This is a genomic window from Nocardia aurantiaca, from assembly GCF_009708175.1.
Lineage (GTDB): Bacteria > Actinomycetota > Actinomycetes > Mycobacteriales > Mycobacteriaceae > Nocardia > Nocardia aurantiaca.
Genome location: NZ_WMBB01000011.1, coordinates 50,849 through 69,171 on the forward strand (window position 1 = coordinate 50,849; position 18,323 = coordinate 69,171).

Annotated in this window: 15 protein-coding genes; 9 read left to right on the top strand and 6 right to left on the bottom strand. The window is 65.8% G+C overall.

Going from position 1 to position 18,323, the window contains the following annotated elements; translation table 11 throughout:
• Positions 1-46 precede the first annotated feature (46 nt).
• Positions 47-1,288: an AMP-binding protein gene (locus tag GLP40_RS23185; protein ID WP_154790109.1), complete on the bottom strand. Its 1,242-nt coding sequence runs from the start codon at positions 1,286-1,288 to the stop codon at positions 47-49.
• On the bottom strand, positions 1,285-2,727 hold the full coding sequence (locus GLP40_RS23190; protein ID WP_154790110.1) for an MFS transporter: 1,443 nt from the start codon (positions 2,725-2,727) through the stop codon (positions 1,285-1,287). The genes GLP40_RS23185 and GLP40_RS23190 overlap by 4 nt, the downstream gene beginning before the upstream one ends.
• An 85-nt stretch (positions 2,728-2,812) precedes the next feature.
• Here GLP40_RS23190 and GLP40_RS23195 point away from each other — a divergent pair, with 85 nt between their 5' ends.
• Positions 2,813-3,706, top strand: coding sequence for a LysR family transcriptional regulator (locus tag GLP40_RS23195; protein WP_154790111.1), 894 nt, complete (start codon positions 2,813-2,815; stop codon positions 3,704-3,706).
• On the opposite strand, the gene GLP40_RS23200 is transcribed toward GLP40_RS23195, so the two are convergent.
• The gene (locus GLP40_RS23200) at positions 3,703-4,839 is read right to left on the bottom strand and encodes an amidase family protein (RefSeq protein ID WP_196054761.1); all 1,137 of its coding nucleotides are present in this window, start codon (positions 4,837-4,839) and stop codon (positions 3,703-3,705) included. The two genes, GLP40_RS23195 and GLP40_RS23200, sit on opposite strands and share 4 nt — an antisense overlap.
• 453 nt (positions 4,840-5,292) lie before the next feature.
• Here GLP40_RS23200 and sbnA point away from each other — a divergent pair, with 453 nt between their 5' ends.
• The 3 genes from sbnA to GLP40_RS23215 all read left to right on the top strand — a co-directional run bounded on the left by sbnA (position 5,293) and on the right by GLP40_RS23215 (position 7,859).
• Positions 5,293-6,285 (top strand): 2,3-diaminopropionate biosynthesis protein SbnA, encoded by a 993-nt coding sequence (sbnA, locus tag GLP40_RS23205; RefSeq protein ID WP_154790113.1) that lies wholly within the window; start codon positions 5,293-5,295, stop codon positions 6,283-6,285.
• 14 nt (positions 6,286-6,299) lie between these two features.
• Positions 6,300-7,292: a 2,3-diaminopropionate biosynthesis protein SbnB gene (gene sbnB / locus GLP40_RS23210; RefSeq protein ID WP_154790114.1), complete on the top strand. Its 993-nt coding sequence runs from the start codon at positions 6,300-6,302 to the stop codon at positions 7,290-7,292.
• Positions 7,293-7,397: 105 nt separating this feature from the next.
• Entirely contained in the window at positions 7,398-7,859 is a 462-nt protein-coding gene (locus GLP40_RS23215) for a GNAT family N-acetyltransferase (protein WP_196054762.1), read from the top strand.
• 595 nt (positions 7,860-8,454) lie between these two features.
• Here GLP40_RS23215 and GLP40_RS23220 read toward each other — a convergent pair.
• From GLP40_RS23220 to GLP40_RS23230, 3 genes are all read right to left on the bottom strand, one after another.
• The gene (locus GLP40_RS23220) at positions 8,455-9,492 is read right to left on the bottom strand and encodes an aldo/keto reductase (protein WP_154790116.1); all 1,038 of its coding nucleotides are present in this window, start codon (positions 9,490-9,492) and stop codon (positions 8,455-8,457) included.
• Complete coding sequence (locus tag GLP40_RS23225; RefSeq protein WP_154790117.1) at positions 9,489-10,568, bottom strand: aldo/keto reductase; 1,080 nt, start codon at positions 10,566-10,568, stop codon at positions 9,489-9,491. Before GLP40_RS23225 ends, GLP40_RS23220 begins: the two co-directional genes overlap by 4 nt.
• Positions 10,569-10,691: 123 nt before the next feature.
• A complete protein-coding gene (locus GLP40_RS23230) occupies positions 10,692-11,597 on the bottom strand; it encodes a LysR family transcriptional regulator (protein WP_154790118.1) in 906 nt (301 codons plus the stop codon).
• A 265-nt stretch (positions 11,598-11,862) separates the two neighbouring features.
• Between GLP40_RS23230 and GLP40_RS23235 the strand changes: the two genes are divergently transcribed.
• The 5 genes from GLP40_RS23235 to GLP40_RS23255 are packed head-to-tail and all read left to right on the top strand — an operon-like array spanning position 11,863 to position 18,305.
• Positions 11,863-13,425, top strand: a complete 1,563-nt coding sequence (locus GLP40_RS23235; protein WP_154790119.1) for an ABC transporter substrate-binding protein — start codon at positions 11,863-11,865, stop codon at positions 13,423-13,425.
• On the top strand, positions 13,422-14,774 hold the full coding sequence (locus GLP40_RS23240) for an NtaA/DmoA family FMN-dependent monooxygenase (protein ID WP_154790120.1): 1,353 nt from the start codon (positions 13,422-13,424) through the stop codon (positions 14,772-14,774). Before GLP40_RS23235 ends, GLP40_RS23240 begins: the two co-directional genes overlap by 4 nt.
• Positions 14,771-15,727: an ABC transporter permease gene (locus GLP40_RS23245; protein ID WP_154790121.1), complete on the top strand. Its 957-nt coding sequence runs from the start codon at positions 14,771-14,773 to the stop codon at positions 15,725-15,727. Before GLP40_RS23240 ends, GLP40_RS23245 begins: the two co-directional genes overlap by 4 nt.
• A complete protein-coding gene (locus tag GLP40_RS23250) occupies positions 15,724-16,620 on the top strand; it encodes an ABC transporter permease (RefSeq protein WP_154790122.1) in 897 nt (298 codons plus the stop codon). The genes GLP40_RS23245 and GLP40_RS23250 overlap by 4 nt, the downstream gene beginning before the upstream one ends.
• On the top strand, positions 16,617-18,305 hold the full coding sequence (locus tag GLP40_RS23255; RefSeq protein WP_154790123.1) for a dipeptide ABC transporter ATP-binding protein: 1,689 nt from the start codon (positions 16,617-16,619) through the stop codon (positions 18,303-18,305). Before GLP40_RS23250 ends, GLP40_RS23255 begins: the two co-directional genes overlap by 4 nt.
• The last annotated feature ends 18 nt before the right edge of the window (positions 18,306-18,323 follow it).

Below are 18,323 nucleotides of genomic sequence, written 5' to 3' on the forward strand. Positions count from 1 at the left end.
CGCCGTGGGCTCCCATCCCCTGGGACGGGAGCCCACCGGCCGCACGCTAGATCGTTGCGCGCGTCACCAGCGACGGCGTTTTGAGAGTGCGGGGGTTGAGCTCCAACTGCGCCACGACTTCGACTGTGAACGCAGAGAGGTCGGGCGCGATCGCGCTGTTCAAACGGTAGATCTCACCGAGGATCCGCGTGCGGAGGTTCTCGGCGAAATCGTCGGGTACGCCGTCGTCGGCGACGACTTTGAGCACGAGCCGTTCGTGCGCGGCGCCATGGTCGAGCAGCACGGCCTGCGATCGCCGCACGCCAGCGACCGTGGCCGCGGTGCCCAGAAGCTCCTCGACTGTCAACAGGATCGAGCGGAACTTGATCTGGGTGTCGGCCCGTCCGAGCACCCGCAGTCCTGGCGTGGCTGCGCCGCAGCGGCATTCGACGAACTCGCCGAGGTCGCCGATCCGATACCGCAGCAGGGGGTTGATCGTCTGCGGATGCGTGTTGGTGACCACGATTTCCCCATCGACCAGCTCGATTCGTTGATATGGCAGCGTGTGAAAGACGGTGGCGTCGCAGGCGGGACCGTTGTGGCCGATCACCCAGGTTTCGGTCGACCCGTACACGCCGTAGCGGCCGGCGTCGGGAAGCAGCTCACAGACCAGCCGATCGGTGTGCTCGTCGTAGGGTTCGCCGGTCCACAGCAATTTGCGCAGAAACCGAGGTGGGCGGTGACCGGCGCGCACACTGGCTTCCAGCAGCCGCGCAATCTGGCTGGCGGTGCCGTCGAGAGCGGTGACTCCGCGGTGTTCGAAGAAGTCCAACCAGCGCGGCACTTCGTCATCGTCGAGGGCGCCGAAGGCCAGGCACACTGCCCCGGAGGCGGCCGCGACCGCGTTGAAGAAATTGTGCGAGGACCACAGCCTGCCCGGACTGTAGATGTTGGCGATGACGTCTCTTCGGTCGAGGGGACGCCAGTGCGGGAGGATATCGGGCACGAACATGTCTGTGGGAATCAAACTCAGTTTGGGTGCCGAGGTCGTTCCCCCGCTGGCATAGAGGTAGGCGCCAGCGTCGGATTCGCGATGCTGTTGCAGGAGCGCGGGAAACACCGATTCGAGATCGCTCTTGGACAGCAACGGCAGCGCCGTCGTGTCGATCGATTCCACGTCGAGCAGGGGCAGATAGCGATCGGCCACCGCAGGCAGGCGTGCAAGCCGGTGCAGCAGTCGGCCGACAGCAGCCGCGGACTCACTCGCGCTGTCGCCGAACTCGGTGGAAGGGCCAGCCAGAGACGTCATTGGGATCCTTTCTGTTGTGCGGCAGCGGTACCGGGGCGGGTCACCGTGAAGCTCGAGACAGCGGCGGCCACGGCCAGTGCTGCCATGACCAGCAACACCGTGGAGAAACCGATGACGCTGCCCCAGCGTGTAGTCGTGGCGAGAAAGACCCCGCCCAGTCCTGCGACGCCGAACGCCACCGCGATATTGGAGATGGTCATGACGGTGCCCGAAGCAGCGCCGGCCTCGTCGACACCAGCCCGCCCCAGGGTTGCCGCGATCATCGGTGCGACCACGAACCCCTGTGCGACGCCGGTGATGAGTAACGCGGCTTCGAGTACCGCGAGCTGCGCGAACCCCGTGTGCGTCACCGCGAACAGCATCAAAAGCCGGGTGAGTGCCATGATCGAGCAGCCGATCACCGGCAGCGGTACCCGCCGAACATTTGTTACTCGCCCGGCCAAAAGGGAGCCGACCATGAAACCTATACCCAGTGGCGCGAACTGCAGGCCCGCGGTCAGCGGGTCACGATGGAGCCCTGACTGCAGAAAATACGACAGCAACATGTTCAACGCCGCGGTACCGGAGTAATAGATGAACACCGTCAAGATGCCCAGCCCGAAGGTGCGGTCTCGCAGGGCCGTGGCCGGCAACAGCGTTGCGGAACCGCGATCGGCTACTCGAAATTCACGAAAAATGAACGCCGTCAACACGATCGATCCGACTACCACGCTCGCCACATACTCCCGTGTCCAGCCTCGCGCAGCACCGTTGGCCAGCGGCACGAGCACCGCCGCCAGCCCCGCCGCCAGCAACAGCGGGCTCAGCCGAGGCAGCCGGGCAGCCACCGCGGCCTTGCTATCTGGCACCAGGCGCATAGTGGCCGCGACGATCACGACCACGGGCAGCAAATCGACGAGAAACACCGTGCGCCAGCCGAGTCGCAGCGGATCCGCTCTCAACAGCAGACCCGCGAGGGCCTGTCCGCACACTGTGGCCACGCCCAGCGCCGCACCGTAGAGGCTCACCGCGCGAGCCTGCGTCGGTAAGGGAAACGTTGTTCTGATGATTGAAAGCACTTGCGGCAGCATTAAACCCGCCGCGATGCCCTGGACGACGCGAATTGCTACGAGAACTCCCACCGAGCCCGCCGTAGCGCACCCGAGTGCGGCGACAGCGAAAGCGGTTGCTCCGGTGAGGAATACCCGCTTGCGCCCCAGCATGTCTCCGAGTCGTCCACCGGTCACCAGGGTACACGCATAGGCCAGGGTGTAGGCCGTGGCGACGAACTGGGTGTCGGCGAATTCGGCACCGAATGCCTTTTCGATGGACGGGAGCGCGGCGATGATGATGAATACGTCGGCGGTGCCGAGAAATGAGGCGAGCAGCAGAGCGCCGAGTGCCATATTCCGGTGCCTCGACGACCGATATGACTGAACAGATTCGGTGGCCGTGTACACCGCACGAACCTAACAATCCCGTGACGACCGGCGTAGACCCCGATTTGCGCTGGCGTCAGAACTATTCGTTCCGAGGAAGGCGGCTATGGAGCTGAGACACCTTCGATATTTCCTTGCGGTGGCACGAAGCGGCAGCCTCGGCCAGGCCGCTCAGGGCTTGCATATCGCGCAGTCGGGCTTGTCGCAGCGGATCAGAGCCCTCGAACGCGATTTGGGCGTCAAACTTTTCGAGCGCAGCCCCCGTGGTGTCACGCTCACAGCGGCCGCCGACGCACTCGTGCCGGAGATACAACGATTGCTCGATCAAGCCGATCGAGTCACCGCGCTGGCCGGCGAGCTGTCTCGGGGGGTGGGACCGGGCCTGCGCCTGGGATATTCGAGGTCTGCGGTCGGAGGAACAGGCGCGCGACTGGTGCGTAGCTATCGCGAGCAGTTTCCTGCGGTGCGTGTGAACACCAGTGTCGCGCATACCAGTTTGAACCTGGTCAGGCTGCGTAGACGCCTCATCGATGTCGGTTTCGTCCGACTGCCAATAGATCACGCCGACGACCTCGAGGTATTGATGCTCGGCCACGACAATGTGGTCTTGGCAGTGCCGGCCGGGCACCGTCTGGCTGGAGTCGAGCGAGTCGACCGGCACAGCCTGATCGACGAGCCACTGGTGTATTTCGATCGAGCCAAGAGCCCCGGGTTGTGGAGTGAAATTCTGCGCCAGGTATATCCCGAGGGGCCCCCGGTTCCGGTGGCCGTCGAACCCGAGGAGGCGTACATGCTCGCCACGGTAGCGCTGGGTACCGGAGTAACCCTCGTCCTCGAGTCGGTTGCCGAGATCCTGGAGGTGCCGGGAGTAGTCCTGCGGCGATTCGAAGACCCGCAGCCCAGTGTCGGACTCGGGATCGCGTGGTTGCGCGACTACGCGCACCCGACGGTACGTGACTTCGTGGAGGTCGCCAGCATGCTGGTTGCGGCAGATGGCTAGCGCGGCAACAGATCCAGCGCGCCCGGTCCGCCGATCCGCACGGCGAGTTCGATCAGGTGCGCCTCGCTGCCGGGCGGGCCGACCAGTTGGACGGGGACCGGTGTGTGCCGGTGCGGGTGAACTCCGATCGGGAAGCAGATCGCGGGAAGACCGGCTGCGCTGGCCAGGGACGTGAACCCGAGCCGATCGCCGAATCGGCTGTCTCTGGGATTCAGGATGGTGGGGGTACCCGCCGGGATCGCGCCCAGCGCAACTGGCAACCGCTGGCCCAGCGGCAACAGCCACGCATCGACGCCCTGCGCGGCGAACAGGTCAGCGATCACCGACCGGACCCGCTGCAGCGCGGTCACCGTCGAGTCGTACTCCTCGTCGGTGACGTCATCCAGAAGGTCGAACGCGGCACGTGTCGCGTCGTCGAACTCGCTGTCGACGAGGTCACGCCAGCGCCTGCCGAGACGGTACGTGTCGAAGGCGCACAGACGCCATGCGTCCGCACGTACATGCCAGACTGTCGACAGCTCAACCGGTTTCAAACCCAGCCCGGCCGCTGCGACCTCGGCTTGGGCCGCTGTCAAAGCGGCGAACACGTCGTCGTCGCAATCCTCCCCAGCTACCTCGGCGACGACACCGATCACTCCTTCGCGCGGTGGCTGCTCGTTGCCGGACGGCAGCAAACCCTGCAGGTCGAGCGCTTCCCATAAGTACGCGAGGTCGGCAGGCGTGCGGGTGATCCATCCCGGAGCGTCGAGCAGCGACGAGATCGTCAACAGGCCCTCGGTCAGTCGAGGCTGGTGTGTCATGCGCAGCCCGGTGACCCCGCAGCAGCCCGCAGGAAAGCGCACCGAGCCCAGAACATCGGTGCCCAGTGCCACGTCGCAGATGTTCGCGGCCACCGCGACAGCGCTTCCAGTGCTCGAGCCTGCGGGGTCGAGGCCCGGAAAGTAAGGATTCACGCATCCCGATGCCCGGCCGACGCTCAGCTGGGTGGTCGTCAATTTCGCGACAAGCGTGTCCTCGGGCAGATGCCGCACGATCGGGGCGGTCGTCTCCGGATACCGGCGGAAATGCGGCAATCCGAAACGTGTCGGCCAGCCCGCTATATCGACCGTGTCCTTGATTCCCACCCTGATCACGGGGATCTCGTTCGCGCCCAGTGACGGCAACTGAGTGCAGCACCGATAGCGCTGGTCCGCGACTGGAGCCCACTGGCGGACTGCTCGGCTGTAGTGATCGCGAGCGCGCGCGTCGCGTGTCGCGCGAGCCACCCGCTCGCGCAGCGGGCCCCGTAGCGCCGGAGGCAAGAACGAGATATCGCTCGTCGCATCGATACTCGCCGGCGCGAAGGTCGAGAGTGCATCCATGTGCAGAGACCGTTTCTGTCGAAGCGTCACGCAATTCAATCGCCAGGATTCGCGAATGTCCACGACGCTGTCGTTCTGACCTGAGAACGTTCGGTTCTCACCACGCGGGCGAGAAGCCGGGGTTCTGACCCGAGAACGATCATGGTCTGGACCGGCCATTGCTGAAATGCCTACTGTTGCTGTCGGACACGAGATCGTCTGAATTTCGATTTGTGTGGGTGGGTTATGAACCATGAAATTGCCTCCGAGGACGGGGTTCTCGACGCGATCGGGAGAACACCGATCGTTCGACTCAAGAAGCTGTTCCCAAATGAGGCTGTGAGGGTGTACGCCAAGCTCGAAGGTCTCAATCCCGGCGGCAGCATCAAGGACCGGCCCGCGGTCACCATGGTGCGGCGCGCGGTGGATTCGGGTCGGTTGACTCCAGGGAGATCGACACTGATCGAGTCGAGCTCCGGCAATCTGGGCATCGGATTGGCGCAGGCGTGCGCGTACTACGGAATCGATTTCGTGTGCGTGGCCGACACGAGAACCTCGTCCCAGAACATCAAGATCATGCGCGCGCTGGGTGCACAGGTCCGGGTGGTCGACCATCCAGACCCCGAGACCGGCGAACTCCTGGTCGCACGGAAAAAGCTCGTCAAACGCCTGGTCTCGGCCACGCCCGGAGCGATCAGCTTGGACCAATACGTCAACCCTGCCAACCCGCTCGCTCACCATACGACCATGAGCGAGATCATCGAGAAAGTCGGCGCCGATGTCGACTTCGTAGTCTGCGCCACCGGAACCGTCGGAACGTTGCGTGGCTGCGCCGAATTCATTACCGCGCACGGCTTGAACACCAAGTTGGTAGCCGTCGACGCGGTCGGCAGTGTCATCTTCGGCCAGGCCTCGCTGCCACGGTTGATCCCCGGACACGGCGCGTCCGAGCGTCCCGCGCATTACGCGGATGGGTTGGCCCACCACGTCATTCATGTCAGTGACGCCGAATGCGTCGAGGGGTGCCGACAGCTCGCGACAGCCGAAGCAATCCTTGCCGGCGGATCATCGGGAGGTATCGCGGTGGCAGCCCAACGGCTGATCAGCGCCGTCGATCGGGTCGCGACATGCGTACTCATCTTCCCCGATCGAGGAGAACGCTATCTCGACACCGTCTACGACGACGAATGGGTACGTCAGAACATCACGCCCTACCACCTCGCCGACCAGCGCAACTGAAGGAATCCCGAACCATGTTGATCCTGTCATCGCAGCACGTGAACCAGATCCTCGCCGGCCACGAGAAGGACGTGCTCGAGGTCGTCAGCAACGCCTACCTGTCCCACGCCCGTGGACACACAGCAGTGCCCCATTCGAGCTTCTTGCGATTCCCACACAATCCGGACGACCGCATCATCTCCCTCGCCGCCTACCTCGGCGACGAGCAACCCGTCGCCGGCACAAAGTGGATCGCCTCCTACCCCGCCAACGTGTCGGCTGGGCTACCGCGCGCCTCCGCGGTGATGATCCTGAACTCCACGCGCACCGGGCAACCCGTCGCTGTGCTCGAGGCGTCGCGGATCTCGGCGTGGCGCACCGCGGCAAGCGCTGCTCTGGGCGCGAAAGTGCTTTTGGGCGAACAACCTCCCTGCCGTGTGTCGCTGATCGGCGCCGGACTGATCAACGCCGAAATCCTCCGATTCCTTCGCCACACCGTGCCTGGATTGCGGGAAGTCACGGTTCATGATGTCGACCCACAACGCGCCGCCGACTTCGCCGAGCAGACCCTGCTCGATCACCCCGACCTCGCGATTCACACCACCACGACACTCACCGAGGCGTTGACCGATCAGCCACTCGTGTCGTTCGCGACTACCGCGGCTACCCCGTACACCGATTTGGACGCAACGGCATCCGACGCGGTGATCTTGCACGTATCGTTGCGCGACCTGACGACCGAGACGATCCTCTCGGCGCACAACGTCGTCGACGACGCCGATCACGTCTGCCGCGCGCAGACCTCTGTGCATCTCGCCGAGCAGAGCAGCGGACACCGAGGATTCATCGCCGCCGATATCGGCACGCTCCTCGCTCACAAGACCGAGCCACCGACGGATCGCCGGAAGATCTTCTCGCCGTTCGGATTGGGTGTTCTCGACATCGCCGTCGCCCGCTACGTGCTCGACCGTGCACGCGAGAACGGGGTCGGTCACGCTATCGACGGCTTCTTGCCCGCCGCCGGGTAACAGCGCGTGGAGATCCGGGATGGACTGGACGCGCGGTCAATCCCCGCGACACGGTCGATCTTGTTCGAGTACTTCCAACTGACACATGCCGACGCGGGTCTGCCGGTGCCGGACGCCGTCGAGGATCTCGACCAGGAACTGCGTGCCGAATGCGCGGACCCCACGACGGTGTACTCCGCGCCATCACTGTTCGTTCTGGCCTATATCGAAGGCGAACTCGCCGGTTGCGCCGGGCTCAAGAGAACCGATGACGACACCGCCGAACTGACCCGACTATATGTGCGACCCCAGTTCCGTGGCCTAGGAGGCGAACTCACCAAGCACGTCATCAGCAAGGCTCGCGAGACCGGCGCATCGACGATAGTGCTGAGTGTGCTTCACAACCGCAGCCGGGCGCTCAACCTCTATACGAACCTCGGATTTCAGGTAGCATCCAACCCCACGACGCGAGGGGCATTTGTCCAGATGTCCCTGTCGCTCGGCGCAACGGCCAGCAGCGGTACTTCCTCGCGAACGATTGTCGATGCCGACAGCTCGATGTCGTTCATCGGTCGGCCGGGTGGGTAGCACTCGCCAGCAGATCCCTCCAACGACGACCATCGGTATCCAATCTCTCTGAATTCCGGACCATCTGAGCTGCGGCGCAGCAGCCAGTACCGTCCATATGAGTACGGCGGGACAGTCTCGGGCAGTGAGGAGTAGATCGAGTCCAATAGGTAGGAAACCGGCAACCCTCGGCGCCCATGTCGCAGCAGAACGTTTCATATCTGCTTGCCCGATAGGGCGCGAGCGGCTGACGCGCCAGCGAGTCCCGGCCCGTGATAGGCGGTCCGGGACTCGATCGCCGAAGCTGCAGCGAACTCGTACGAACGATGGGCGTGCCGGTACCCACTCCGATACGCCTCGAACCTGGTGAAAGTCAAGGTCACGGCGATGCTACCGCCCTACACGGTCTTCGGATTCCAGTTCTGCTGCCACGTTGAGGGGCAAGCCGGGGACCCTCATCGATCGTCATCGACCCAGGCGGCAGCCATCTGCTCCGGGCTACTGGCTACCCGCTTTGTGACCTCGGACGAAAATGACACTGCCGCACAACCTCTGGGAATCGAAACGCACAGGTTGACCCCGCCCGCCGCTGCGAGCGCCCCGGCCGAGGCTCTGGTCAGGCGACTCTGCGCCTCCGAGACGGTTCGGCGAGGGCGTCGGCGATGTCGCCGGTGTCGCGTTCCCGGAAAACCTTTCCCGCGGGGACGATTTCATCGATCCGGTCGAGGAGGTCGTCGTCGAGGACGAGGTCGGCTGCGCTCGTGTACGCGTCGAGGTGTTGTTGCGTGCGTGGGCCGATGATGGCGGCGGTGACGTCGGGGTGCGCGAGCACGAATCCGATAGCGAGTTCGACCAGGCTCAATCCAGCTTCGTCGGCGAGAGTGGCCAGCGCGTCGGCGGCGGCCAGTTTGGCGGCGTTCTCCGACGCGGCGACGTCGAATCGGCCCGGAATGAGGTCGGCGCGGCGAGATTGCGGCTGTGGTGCGCCGAGCCGATAGCTTCCCGACAGCCAGCCCGCGGCCAGCGGCCCGTAGGTGAGCACCCCGAGGCCGTATCTGCGCGCGATCGGCAGAGTTTCGCGTTCGATGCCACGTACCAGCAGCGAATAGGGAACCTGTTCGGTCGCAGGGCGATTCAGAGCTCGACGGTCAGCGGCCCATTGGGCTTGGATCAGCTCGCCCGGAGAGAACACCGAGGTCCCGTAGTAGCGGATCTTGCCTGCCCGGACCAGATCGTCGAGTGCTCCCACGGTCTCGTCGATATCGGTGACCGATTCGGGACGATGTATTTGATACAGGTCCAGATGATCGGTGCCCAGCCGGCGCAGGCTGGCCTCCACCGCGCGCACGATCCAGCGCCGCGAGTTGCCGCGGTGCGTGGGGTCGTCGTCTACCGCGTTGTGGAACTTGGTGGCCAGCACGACCTCGTCGCGCCGGCCGGCCAGCGCTTTGCCGACGATGATTTCCGATTCGCCGCGAGAATAGGTGTCGGCGGTGTCGATGGCGTTGATGCCGGCGTCGAGGGCGCGGTGGATCAGAGCGATCGATTCCTCGTGTGTGGTGCCGCCGCGGGCGCCGAAATTCATCGCCCCCAGTACGAATGGACTCACACGCACCCCGGTGCGACCGAGTGGACGTAGGTCGGACAGACTCATCGGCGGGCTCCTGCCTGGGTGCGGCGCCGCTGCGCCGGATCGGTGAGCGAGGGCGGGATGTAGCCCTCATCCGCGGGGCTGATGGTGAGTCCCGGGGCGACGATCTCGTCGATGCGGTCGAGGATCTCGGTGCTCAGACGCACGTCGGCGGCGTCGAGCTGATCCTCGAGTTGCTCGAGCGTGCGCGGTCCGATGATGACGGTGCTGACCGCCGGATGCTGCAGCACGAAGGCGAGCGACAGCTGGATCAGCGAAATCCCGGCCTCCGTGGCAAGTTTCGCGAGTTCCTCGACTGCTTCCCGTTTGCGCTGATTGGCCGCCAGCGCGGGGTCGTGGCGATGTGGCTGACGTGCGAGCCGACTCGAGAGAGCCTCCGGTTCCCCACTGCGATGACGCCCGGAGAGCCATCCGCCCGCCAGCGGGCTCCACGTCAGCACTCCCAGCCCGTAGTGCTCGGCCAGAGGCAGGGTCGCGCGTTCGGCGGCACGCGCGAGGATCGAGTACGGCGGCTGTTCGGTGACCGGCCGGCGCAGGTTGCGGTCGGTGGCGATCCACTGGGCTTCGACGAGTTGATGCGGCTCGAAGGTGGTGGTGCCGTGATAGCGGATCTTGCCGGCGGTGACCAGGTCGTCGAGCGCGCGCAGCGTCTCCTCCAGCGGTACGTCGGGGTCGGGCCGATGGGCCTGATAGAGGTCGAGGTAATCGGTGCGCAGCCGACGCAGACTGTCCTCCACGGCGCGCACGATCCAGCGGCGGGAGTTGCCGCGGTTGTTCGGACCCGTGCCGATCTGGCCGTGGAACTTACTGGCGAGCACCACGTCGTCGCGGCGTCCGATCAGCGCCTTGCCGAGGATCTCCTCACTCTCCCCTTGCGAGTACACATCCGCGGTGTCGATGACATTGATGCCGGAATCCAGTGCGCGGTGGACGATTCGCACGGCGTCATCGTGGTCGCGGTTGGCCCAGGCACCGAAGTTCATGGCGCCCAACGTGAGTGGGCTCACCAGGACGCCGGTGCGGCCCAGGTATCGGAAGGACCCGACGCGATCACCCTCGCGACTTTCCTTGTGTACCAATGAATGTCCCTTCCTTTTCGGTGCTCCGGTCAGTATTCGAGCGCCGCCCGCAGCGAACAAGCCAGCCGATCTACGCGAATCGTTCAGTTTTTCCAAACGATGCCGATCCGGTGAGCGGCGGCTTCAGGAGGCCAGTCGCTGCGGCTGTGCGATCGATCGCAACGCGCGAATGGCCGCCGCGATAGCCGGTCGCTCGAGCGAGGCCTGCCGGTAGGTGACGCCCACCTGTCGGGAGCCGCCGGTGATCGTGCAGGCGATCAGGGCGCGATGCCGTTCGCAGACCGCCATCTCGGGGACGATCGCGACACCGAGGCCGTGCTCCACCATTTCGGCCATCCCGGCGAAGCTGCCGGCGCGATGCTCGATTCGCGGCGCGAATCCGGCCTCGCGGCAGGCGAAGACCACCGAGGCGATCGATGGCGCTCCGTCACGTGCGGCGATCCACTCGACGTCGCGCATGGCATTGAGCCCGAACTGGCGGGCTCTCTCACGCAGCGGCGCGGGGGCCAGCAGGACGAGTGGATCGCTGAACAGGAATTCCGAGGACAGCCCCAGTGGCAGGTCCCGGGAGCGGAAGGAATAGGAGTAGGTGATCGCCAGATCCACATCCTGCTGCCGCACCGCGGGCACCGAATCCACCGGCATCAGATCGACCAGCCGTACCCGCAGCCCGGAGTGCTCGGCGCGCAGGCGTGCGACCGCCGGCAAGGCCAGCGGCAGTTGTGCGGTACGGAAGGTGGCCACGGTCAGCACACCGGTGACGGCCGCCCCGGTGGCGGTCACCGCGCTCTCGGCTTCCTCGAGCGCGGCGAGGATGCGGGAGGTGTGATCGACCAGTACCCGACCGGCGTGGGTCAGGCGCAGCACGCGCCCCTGTCTGCGGGTCAGCACCGCGCCCACTTCGTCCTCGAGAATCCGCAGTTGCTGTGAGACTGCCGAGGTGGTGATGCCGTGCAATTCCGACACGGCCGTCATGGTGGTGTGCTCGGCGAGGTCCCGCAGCAGGATCAGGCGTCGTATGTCGTACATGGACCCTCGTTTCTGCTGCCGTGCTTCGACATTCATCATCGAATCGAGCAATCGGCGAGAGAATCCTTACGATCAGAACGATTCTGTGCACTTCGCCTTCACCTGCCGCGACACCGTGCATAAAAACTGAACGAATCGCAAAGTTCAGCTTCGTTGTTCGCCACTTCGGGCCTGTGCACACTTCAGTTTCATCGCAGCACCCTTTCTGCGAATCCCTTCCCAGGCGGCAGCGCGTTCGTTGTCGTACGAACTTTCGGAGCACCCGATGAGATTTTCCTTTTCCGGCGGTCGTCGGCTGATCGCCGCGCTCGCGGTGGGCGCGAGCGTGCTCGCCGCGGGCTGCGGCTCGGCGCTGGGCGGCGACTCCGGGGCGGGAGGCGCCCCGGACGCGAATCACACGTTGACCCTCGCCCTGTCCAGACAGTTCACCGGCGTGAACCCGCACAACGGCGGTTCTCCCGACAGCGACGGCTCGGTCAAGGCCACGGTCTACGAAGCGCTCACCGCGCTCGACCCCAATGGACAGGTCCAGCCGCGGCTGGCCACGTCGTGGACCAATCCCACACCGCTCGAGTGGCGCTTCACCCTGCGCGAGGGGGTCAGCTTCTCGGACGGAACACCGCTGACCGCTCGAGAGGTGGCATGGAATTTCGGCGAACTGCTCGATCCCGCCACCAAGAGCCAACTCGGGGCACAGTTGAAGATCTACACCGAGTCGGTGAGCGCCGAGGGCGCCAACGTGGTGGTGTTCCATCTGAAACTACCGGCCATCGATCTGCCCTCGCGCCTGTGGAACTTCTACATCACGACCCAGAGGTTCTGGGACACCGGCAATCGCAACACCCAGGCACTGGGTACTGGCCCGTACGTGCTGAACTCCATCGACCTCGAGAACGGCGCCGAGCTCACCGCCAACCCGGCCTATTGGGGGACCAAGCCGGCCTTCGAGCACGTGAAGTACCGGGTGCTGCCCTCGGAGGCCGCGCGGGTTTCGGCGGTGCAGACCGGTGAGGTCGACATCGCGCTGAACCTGGATCCGCTGAGCCTGGACCAGTTCTCGGGCAACAAGACCTACCACTCGACGCTGTCGGACAGCTCGTGGGTTCAGGTCATCTCGATCAACACCAACAAGGGCGGCCCGCTCGCCGATGTGCGCGTGCGCCAAGCCCTCAACTACGCCATCGACAAGAAGTCGATCATCTCGGGCCTGCTCAAAGGCGCCGTCTCACCATTGCAGGGCCAAGTTCTCGCACCGCCGTTCTACGAACCCAATCCCTCGGTCGGCGCCTACGACTACAACCCGGACAAGGCACGAGCGCTGCTGGCCGAGGCCGGCCATTCCGGTGACGTCGTGCTCGACCTCGACATCCCGTCCGGCACGTACGCCGCGGGCACCGCGATCGGGCAGGCCGTAGCCCAGCAGGCCGCCGCGGTGGGTATCAAGATCAGAATCAGTGAGACGCCGTTCCCGGCCTGGCTCGCGCGCCAGAACGGGCCCAGCGATCAAGCCGCCGATCTCGTCTACATCGGGTGGGGCGGCTACTACAAGAACGGGTGGACGATCTTCGACCCGTTCACGGGCAAATCGCGCTACCCGCAGAGCAATATCACCGATCCGGTTTTCGACGATCTGATCAACCGGCTCCAAGCCGCCACCGACCCGGCCACCGCACGCGATCTGGCCGATCAGGCCACCGCGCGCTACCACGACCAGGCCGAGACCGTCTTCCTGTGGCCGGGCACCTTCAGCGCCCTGGTCCGCGACGGTCTCACCTGGACCCCCCGCACCACCCGATACCTCTACGCACAGGAAGTCGGCCGAGCATGAGCCAACGGCAGCTGTTTCTCGCCGGATACATTCTCTTCCCCGGAAACCACTACATCGGAGCCTGGCGCCACCCCTACTCCGAACGCGACTTCAACGACCGCGCCCTGTTCGAGGATGTCGGTCGCACCCTGGAACGCGCCAAGTTCGACATGGCTTTCATCCCCGAAACACTCGCCCACAACCCGAATTTCGCACGCTTCGGCCTCAGCAACGCGCTCAAGCACGAACCCACTCAACTGGCCGCGGTGATCGCGGGCGCCACCCGGCATCTGGGCATCGGGGTGACCCTGTCGGCCAGCTACAACGCGCCCTACCACCTGGCCCGCACCCTGGGCAGTCTCGACCAGTTCAGCGGCGGCCGGGTGGCCTGGAACATCATCATGAGCAAGGGCGAAGCGACGCGGGCGAACTTCCCGTTCGTCGAGGAACTCGACCGTGAGCAGCTCTACGACCGCGGCGATGAGGTCGTGGAATCGACTGTCGCACTGTGGGATTCCTGGTCGGCCGATGCGCTCGTGGTCGACAAGCAGACCGGCGTGTTCGCCGACCCCGCACAGATCGCCACACCCGACTACCACGGCAAGTACGTCCAGGTGCGCGGACCGCTCACCCTGCCGCCATCCCCGCAAGGAAAACCGGTCCTGATCCAGGCCGGAGATTCCCCGCGCGGCAGACGATTCGGCGCGAAATGGGCCGAGCTGGTCTTCGCCATCGAGAACAACGAGACCGATTTGCGCGCCAAGCGCGATGACTTGCGGCGGCTCGCCGGCGAGGCCGGCCGCGACCCCGACAGCATCAAGCTCATCGCCGCCGTCCAGCCGATCATCGGTGAAACCACCGAGATCGCCCGTGCACGACAGCAATTCCTCAACACTCTCATCGGTGTCGACGCCGCGGTGGCCTTCCTGAGCCAGTTCGTTCGCGTCGATCTCACCGGACTCGACCCGGATTTGCGGTTCACCGATGCCGTCGCTCAACGCGCCACCGACGCCACCGCCGGTGTCCGGTTACTCGAGAACCTGACCGCCCTCGCGGAAGGGAACGGGGAGACCCTCGGCAGCGAACTGTCCCTGGGCGAGGTCGCCCGCCACTTCGGCGCCAGTGAGTTCACTCCGCAGCTGGTGGGCACCGGCGCCGAAGTCGCCGATCAGCTGGCCCGGCTGTTCGAAGCCGACGCCGTCGACGGATACGTACTTTCCCCCACCCATTTTCCCGGTGCCTTCGACGACATCGCCCGCGCGGTGGTGCCGGAGTTGCAGCGGCGCGGCATCTTCCGCACCGAATACGCCGACACCACACTGCGTGGCAATCTCGCCGGGCGCCGCTACTCCCCCGGAGCCGGGGCATGACCGCGGTGCACACCGGCCGGGTGCTGCGGCTACCGCTGTCAGCGCGCTATCTGGCACGGCGGGTGCTCACCGGTCTGCTGGCGGTCTGGGGCGCGGTCACCCTGGTGTTCTTCGCATTGTCCGCGAGCGGCAATCCGGCGGTCATGCTCGTCGCGCCCGACGCTCCGGCGGGCGAGTTGCAGCGAGTGAGCCGGCTCTATGGTTTCGACCGGCCCCTCTACGAGCAGTATGTACGCTTCCTGGTGAACGTACTCACCGGAAATTTTCCGAAATCGTTGCGCTACAACAGCGATCCGCTGACGCTGGCACTGGATCGCCTGGCCCCGAGCGCGACGCTCGGGGCCACCGCACTGGCGTGCGGAATCCTCGCGGGCGGCAGCATCGGATATGTGGCCGCCACCGGGCGGTCACCGTGGTTGCGCCGATTGCCGGTATCGGTGGCCACGGTGCTCGACGCCATCCCCGGCTTCTTCCTCGCGGTCCTGCTGGTGCTGTTGTTCTCGGTGACCCTGCACTGGCTGCCCTCGCGCGGCGCGGGATCGCTCGCCCATCTCGTGCTGCCGGCGCTGACATTGGGAATCTTCTTCGTGCCCAGCATTTCCCGGGTCTTCCGGACCGCGCTGGTGGAGGTCCTCGACTCCGATCACGTGCGGACGGCGCGGGCGAAGGGCCTGCACCCGGTCCGGCTGACGCTACGTCATGTGGTGGGCAACTCGCTGGGACCCACGCTCAACGTGCTCGGCATCCAAGCCGGAGTGCTGCTCGGCGGGGCCGTGGTAACCGAGTCCATCTTCTCTTGGCCCGGTATCGGGCAGCTGTCGGTGAACGCGGTGCAGAACCGCGACCACCCGTTGGTTCTGGCGTGCGTGCTGGTGATCGCGATCGGGTTCGCGGCGATCAATCTGGCGGTGGATGTTTTGGCGGCACTGGTCGATCCGAGGATCGGGCGATGAGCGCGACGACCCGGCGACCGATCGTGGGCGTGCTAGGAGGAACGCTCTTGGCGGTGCTGGTACTGGCATCGATGGCCGCGCCGCTGCTCACCTCGCACGGGCCCCTCGACCAGGATCTGACCGCCGTACTGCGTCCGCCCGGCACCAACCACTGGTTCGGCACCGACGAACTCGGCCGCGACGTCTACACCCGGGTGCTCTACGGCGGCCGGATCGCCTTGGCGGTCACCACGATCGCCGCCGTCATCGCCGCCGCGCTCGGGCTGCTGCTGGGCCTGCTGGGTGCGTTGTTCGGCGGTTGGGTCGACGGTCTCGTCGGACGCCTTGCCGACGTGCAACTGGCCATTCCGACCATCGTGCTCGCGCTGGTGATCCTGTCGTTCGTCGGCAACTCACTGCCACCGCTGATCGCCGTGCTGGTCTGCAGCTCATGGGTGCTGACCTTCCGGGTAGTACGCGGGCACGCCCAGGCCATCATGGGCCGGCCCTTCATCGAGGCGGCGCGGCTGTCGGGCGCCCGGCGCCGCGACGTCGCGATCCGCCACCTGCTGCCCGGTGTACTGCCACTGTTCATCGTGGCGTTCACCCTCAACGCCTCGGCGATCCTGCTGCTCGAATCGAGTCTGGGCTTTCTGGGCCTCGGTGTGCAGCCGCCGACCCCCGATTGGGGCTCGATGGACGCCAGCGGTCAGGCGCGGCTGGACAACGCCGCGTGGGTGGCGCTGTTTCCCGGCGCCGCGCTGATTCTCGCGGTCGTCGGATTCCAGCTGACCGGCGACGCCTTGGCCGAACGCTTTCAAACAGGCGGACAGGCGCCGCGCCGCCACCGACCGGGCCGACACGCGACCGAGACGAATGCCGCGGCCGATGCCGACAAGGAGAAGACGCCATGACCACAAGCCTGCTGACCACCGCCGAAATCGCGGCTGGGCCGCCCGCGGAACCTGTTGCGGTGGTAGAGGATCTGCGCGTCGCACTCGACGCGCCCGGTGCGGACTCGGTGCTGGTGCACGGGGTCTCACTCGAGGTCGCCCCCGGAGAAACAGTCGGATTGGTCGGGGAGTCCGGCTCGGGAAAAACATTGACGGCCATGGGCATTGCCGGGCTGCTGCCACGCGGTGTGCGAATAGCCGGCGGACGTGTCCTGCTCTCGGGAGTGGATCTCTCACAGGTGCCATCGCGGCGCCGAGCCCGGGCCGCGGCGGCACGGGCCGGCGTGGTGTTCCAGAACCCCACCGCCTCCCTCAATCCCCGGCTGACGATCGCCACACAGCTGCACGAGGCCCTGCCCCGGAATCTGCGCACCCGCCGCGAGCGGTCCGCGCGCGCCGCCGAGCTACTCGAACGAGTGGGCATCGGCGAGATCGGCAAAACCCTGGCCGCCTTCCCGCACGAACTGTCGGGCGGACTCAACCAGCGGGTGGTGATCGCGATGGCCCTGGCCCGCGATCCGGCACTGCTGATCGCCGATGAACCGACCACCGCCCTCGATGTCAGCGTGCAGGCGCAAGTGCTCGACCTGCTCGACGACCTCAAAAGCGAGCACGGGCTCGGGGTGCTGCTGGTCAGCCACGACATCGGGGTGATCGCCGACCGCAGCGACCGAGTGCATGTCATGTCGGCCGGCCGGATCGTGGAATCCGGCGCCACCGCCGAGGTGCTGCGCTCGCCACGACACGCCTATACACGCGGGCTGCTCGCGGCCACACCGGCCTTGCTACGGCGCGCCACACCGGTCTCCGGCAACTCCGGTCCCACTCGTGGTGCGCCGGTGCTGCTACGTGCCCAGTACCTCCACCGGTCCTTCCCGATAACAACACCTGGCCGGCTGCGCCGCGGTCGCCACATCGCATTGGATGGTGTCTCACTGGAGGTGCGGGCGGGCGCGGCCGTGGGAATCGTGGGCGAATCCGGTTCGGGCAAAACGACTCTCGCGCGTCAGATCGTCGGTTTGGATCGTCCCGACAGCGGCACGATCGAGTACGACGGCCAGCCGTTGGACGCTCTGGACCGGACACAGACGCGCAGCTGGCGGCGCGCGGTGCAGTACGTCTTCCAGGACCCGTTCGGCGCCCTGGACCCTCGTGTGAGTGTCGGGCGATCGATCGCGGAGCCGTTGGAGCTCAACGGCGTCGATCTGCGGGGTGAATCGGTGCCCTCTCGGGTGCGGGCACTGCTCGAGGAGGTTGAGCTACCACCCGTTTACGCCGATCGGCTGCCGCACGAACTCTCCGGCGGCCAATTGCAGCGAGTGGTCATCGCACGGGCGCTGGCCAACGATCCGGCTCTGATCGTCGCCGACGAACCGGTATCGGCCCTGGACCTGGCCGTGCAGGCGCGCATCCTGCGTTTGCTCGAACGGCTGCGGCGCGAACGCGGGTTGACACTGCTACTCATCTCCCACGACCTTGCCGTGGTGCGGTTCCTGTGCGACGAACTGGTGGTGATGCGCCGCGGCCGAGTCGTCGAACACGGTCCCGCCCAACAGCTCTACGAGGCACCGCAACACCCGTACACCCAGGCGCTGCTGGCCGCGGTCCCCGGTAAGTCGATCGCCGATGTGGCGATTGCCGGGTGATCCCCATACCGCGCTGAC

Bases quoted from the DNA above. Each gene is read 5' to 3' on its own strand.
- GLP40_RS23185 (WP_154790109.1), bottom strand. From the start codon at position 1,288: ATGACGTCTCTGGCTGGCCCTTCCACCGAGTTCGGCGACAGCGCGAGT.
- GLP40_RS23195 (WP_154790111.1), top strand. From the start codon at position 2,813: ATGGAGCTGAGACACCTTCGATATTTCCTTGCGGTGGCACGAAGCGGC.
- sbnA (WP_154790113.1), top strand. From the start codon at position 5,293: ATGAACCATGAAATTGCCTCCGAGGACGGGGTTCTCGACGCGATCGGG.
- sbnB (WP_154790114.1), top strand. From the start codon at position 6,300: ATGTTGATCCTGTCATCGCAGCACGTGAACCAGATCCTCGCCGGCCAC.
- GLP40_RS23220 (WP_154790116.1), bottom strand. From the start codon at position 9,492: ATGAGTCTGTCCGACCTACGTCCACTCGGTCGCACCGGGGTGCGTGTG.
- GLP40_RS23230 (WP_154790118.1), bottom strand. From the start codon at position 11,597: ATGTACGACATACGACGCCTGATCCTGCTGCGGGACCTCGCCGAGCAC.
- GLP40_RS23235 (WP_154790119.1), top strand. From the start codon at position 11,863: ATGAGATTTTCCTTTTCCGGCGGTCGTCGGCTGATCGCCGCGCTCGCG.
- GLP40_RS23240 (WP_154790120.1), top strand. From the start codon at position 13,422: ATGAGCCAACGGCAGCTGTTTCTCGCCGGATACATTCTCTTCCCCGGA.
- GLP40_RS23245 (WP_154790121.1), top strand. From the start codon at position 14,771: ATGACCGCGGTGCACACCGGCCGGGTGCTGCGGCTACCGCTGTCAGCG.
- GLP40_RS23250 (WP_154790122.1), top strand. From the start codon at position 15,724: ATGAGCGCGACGACCCGGCGACCGATCGTGGGCGTGCTAGGAGGAACG.
- GLP40_RS23255 (WP_154790123.1), top strand. From the start codon at position 16,617: ATGACCACAAGCCTGCTGACCACCGCCGAAATCGCGGCTGGGCCGCCC.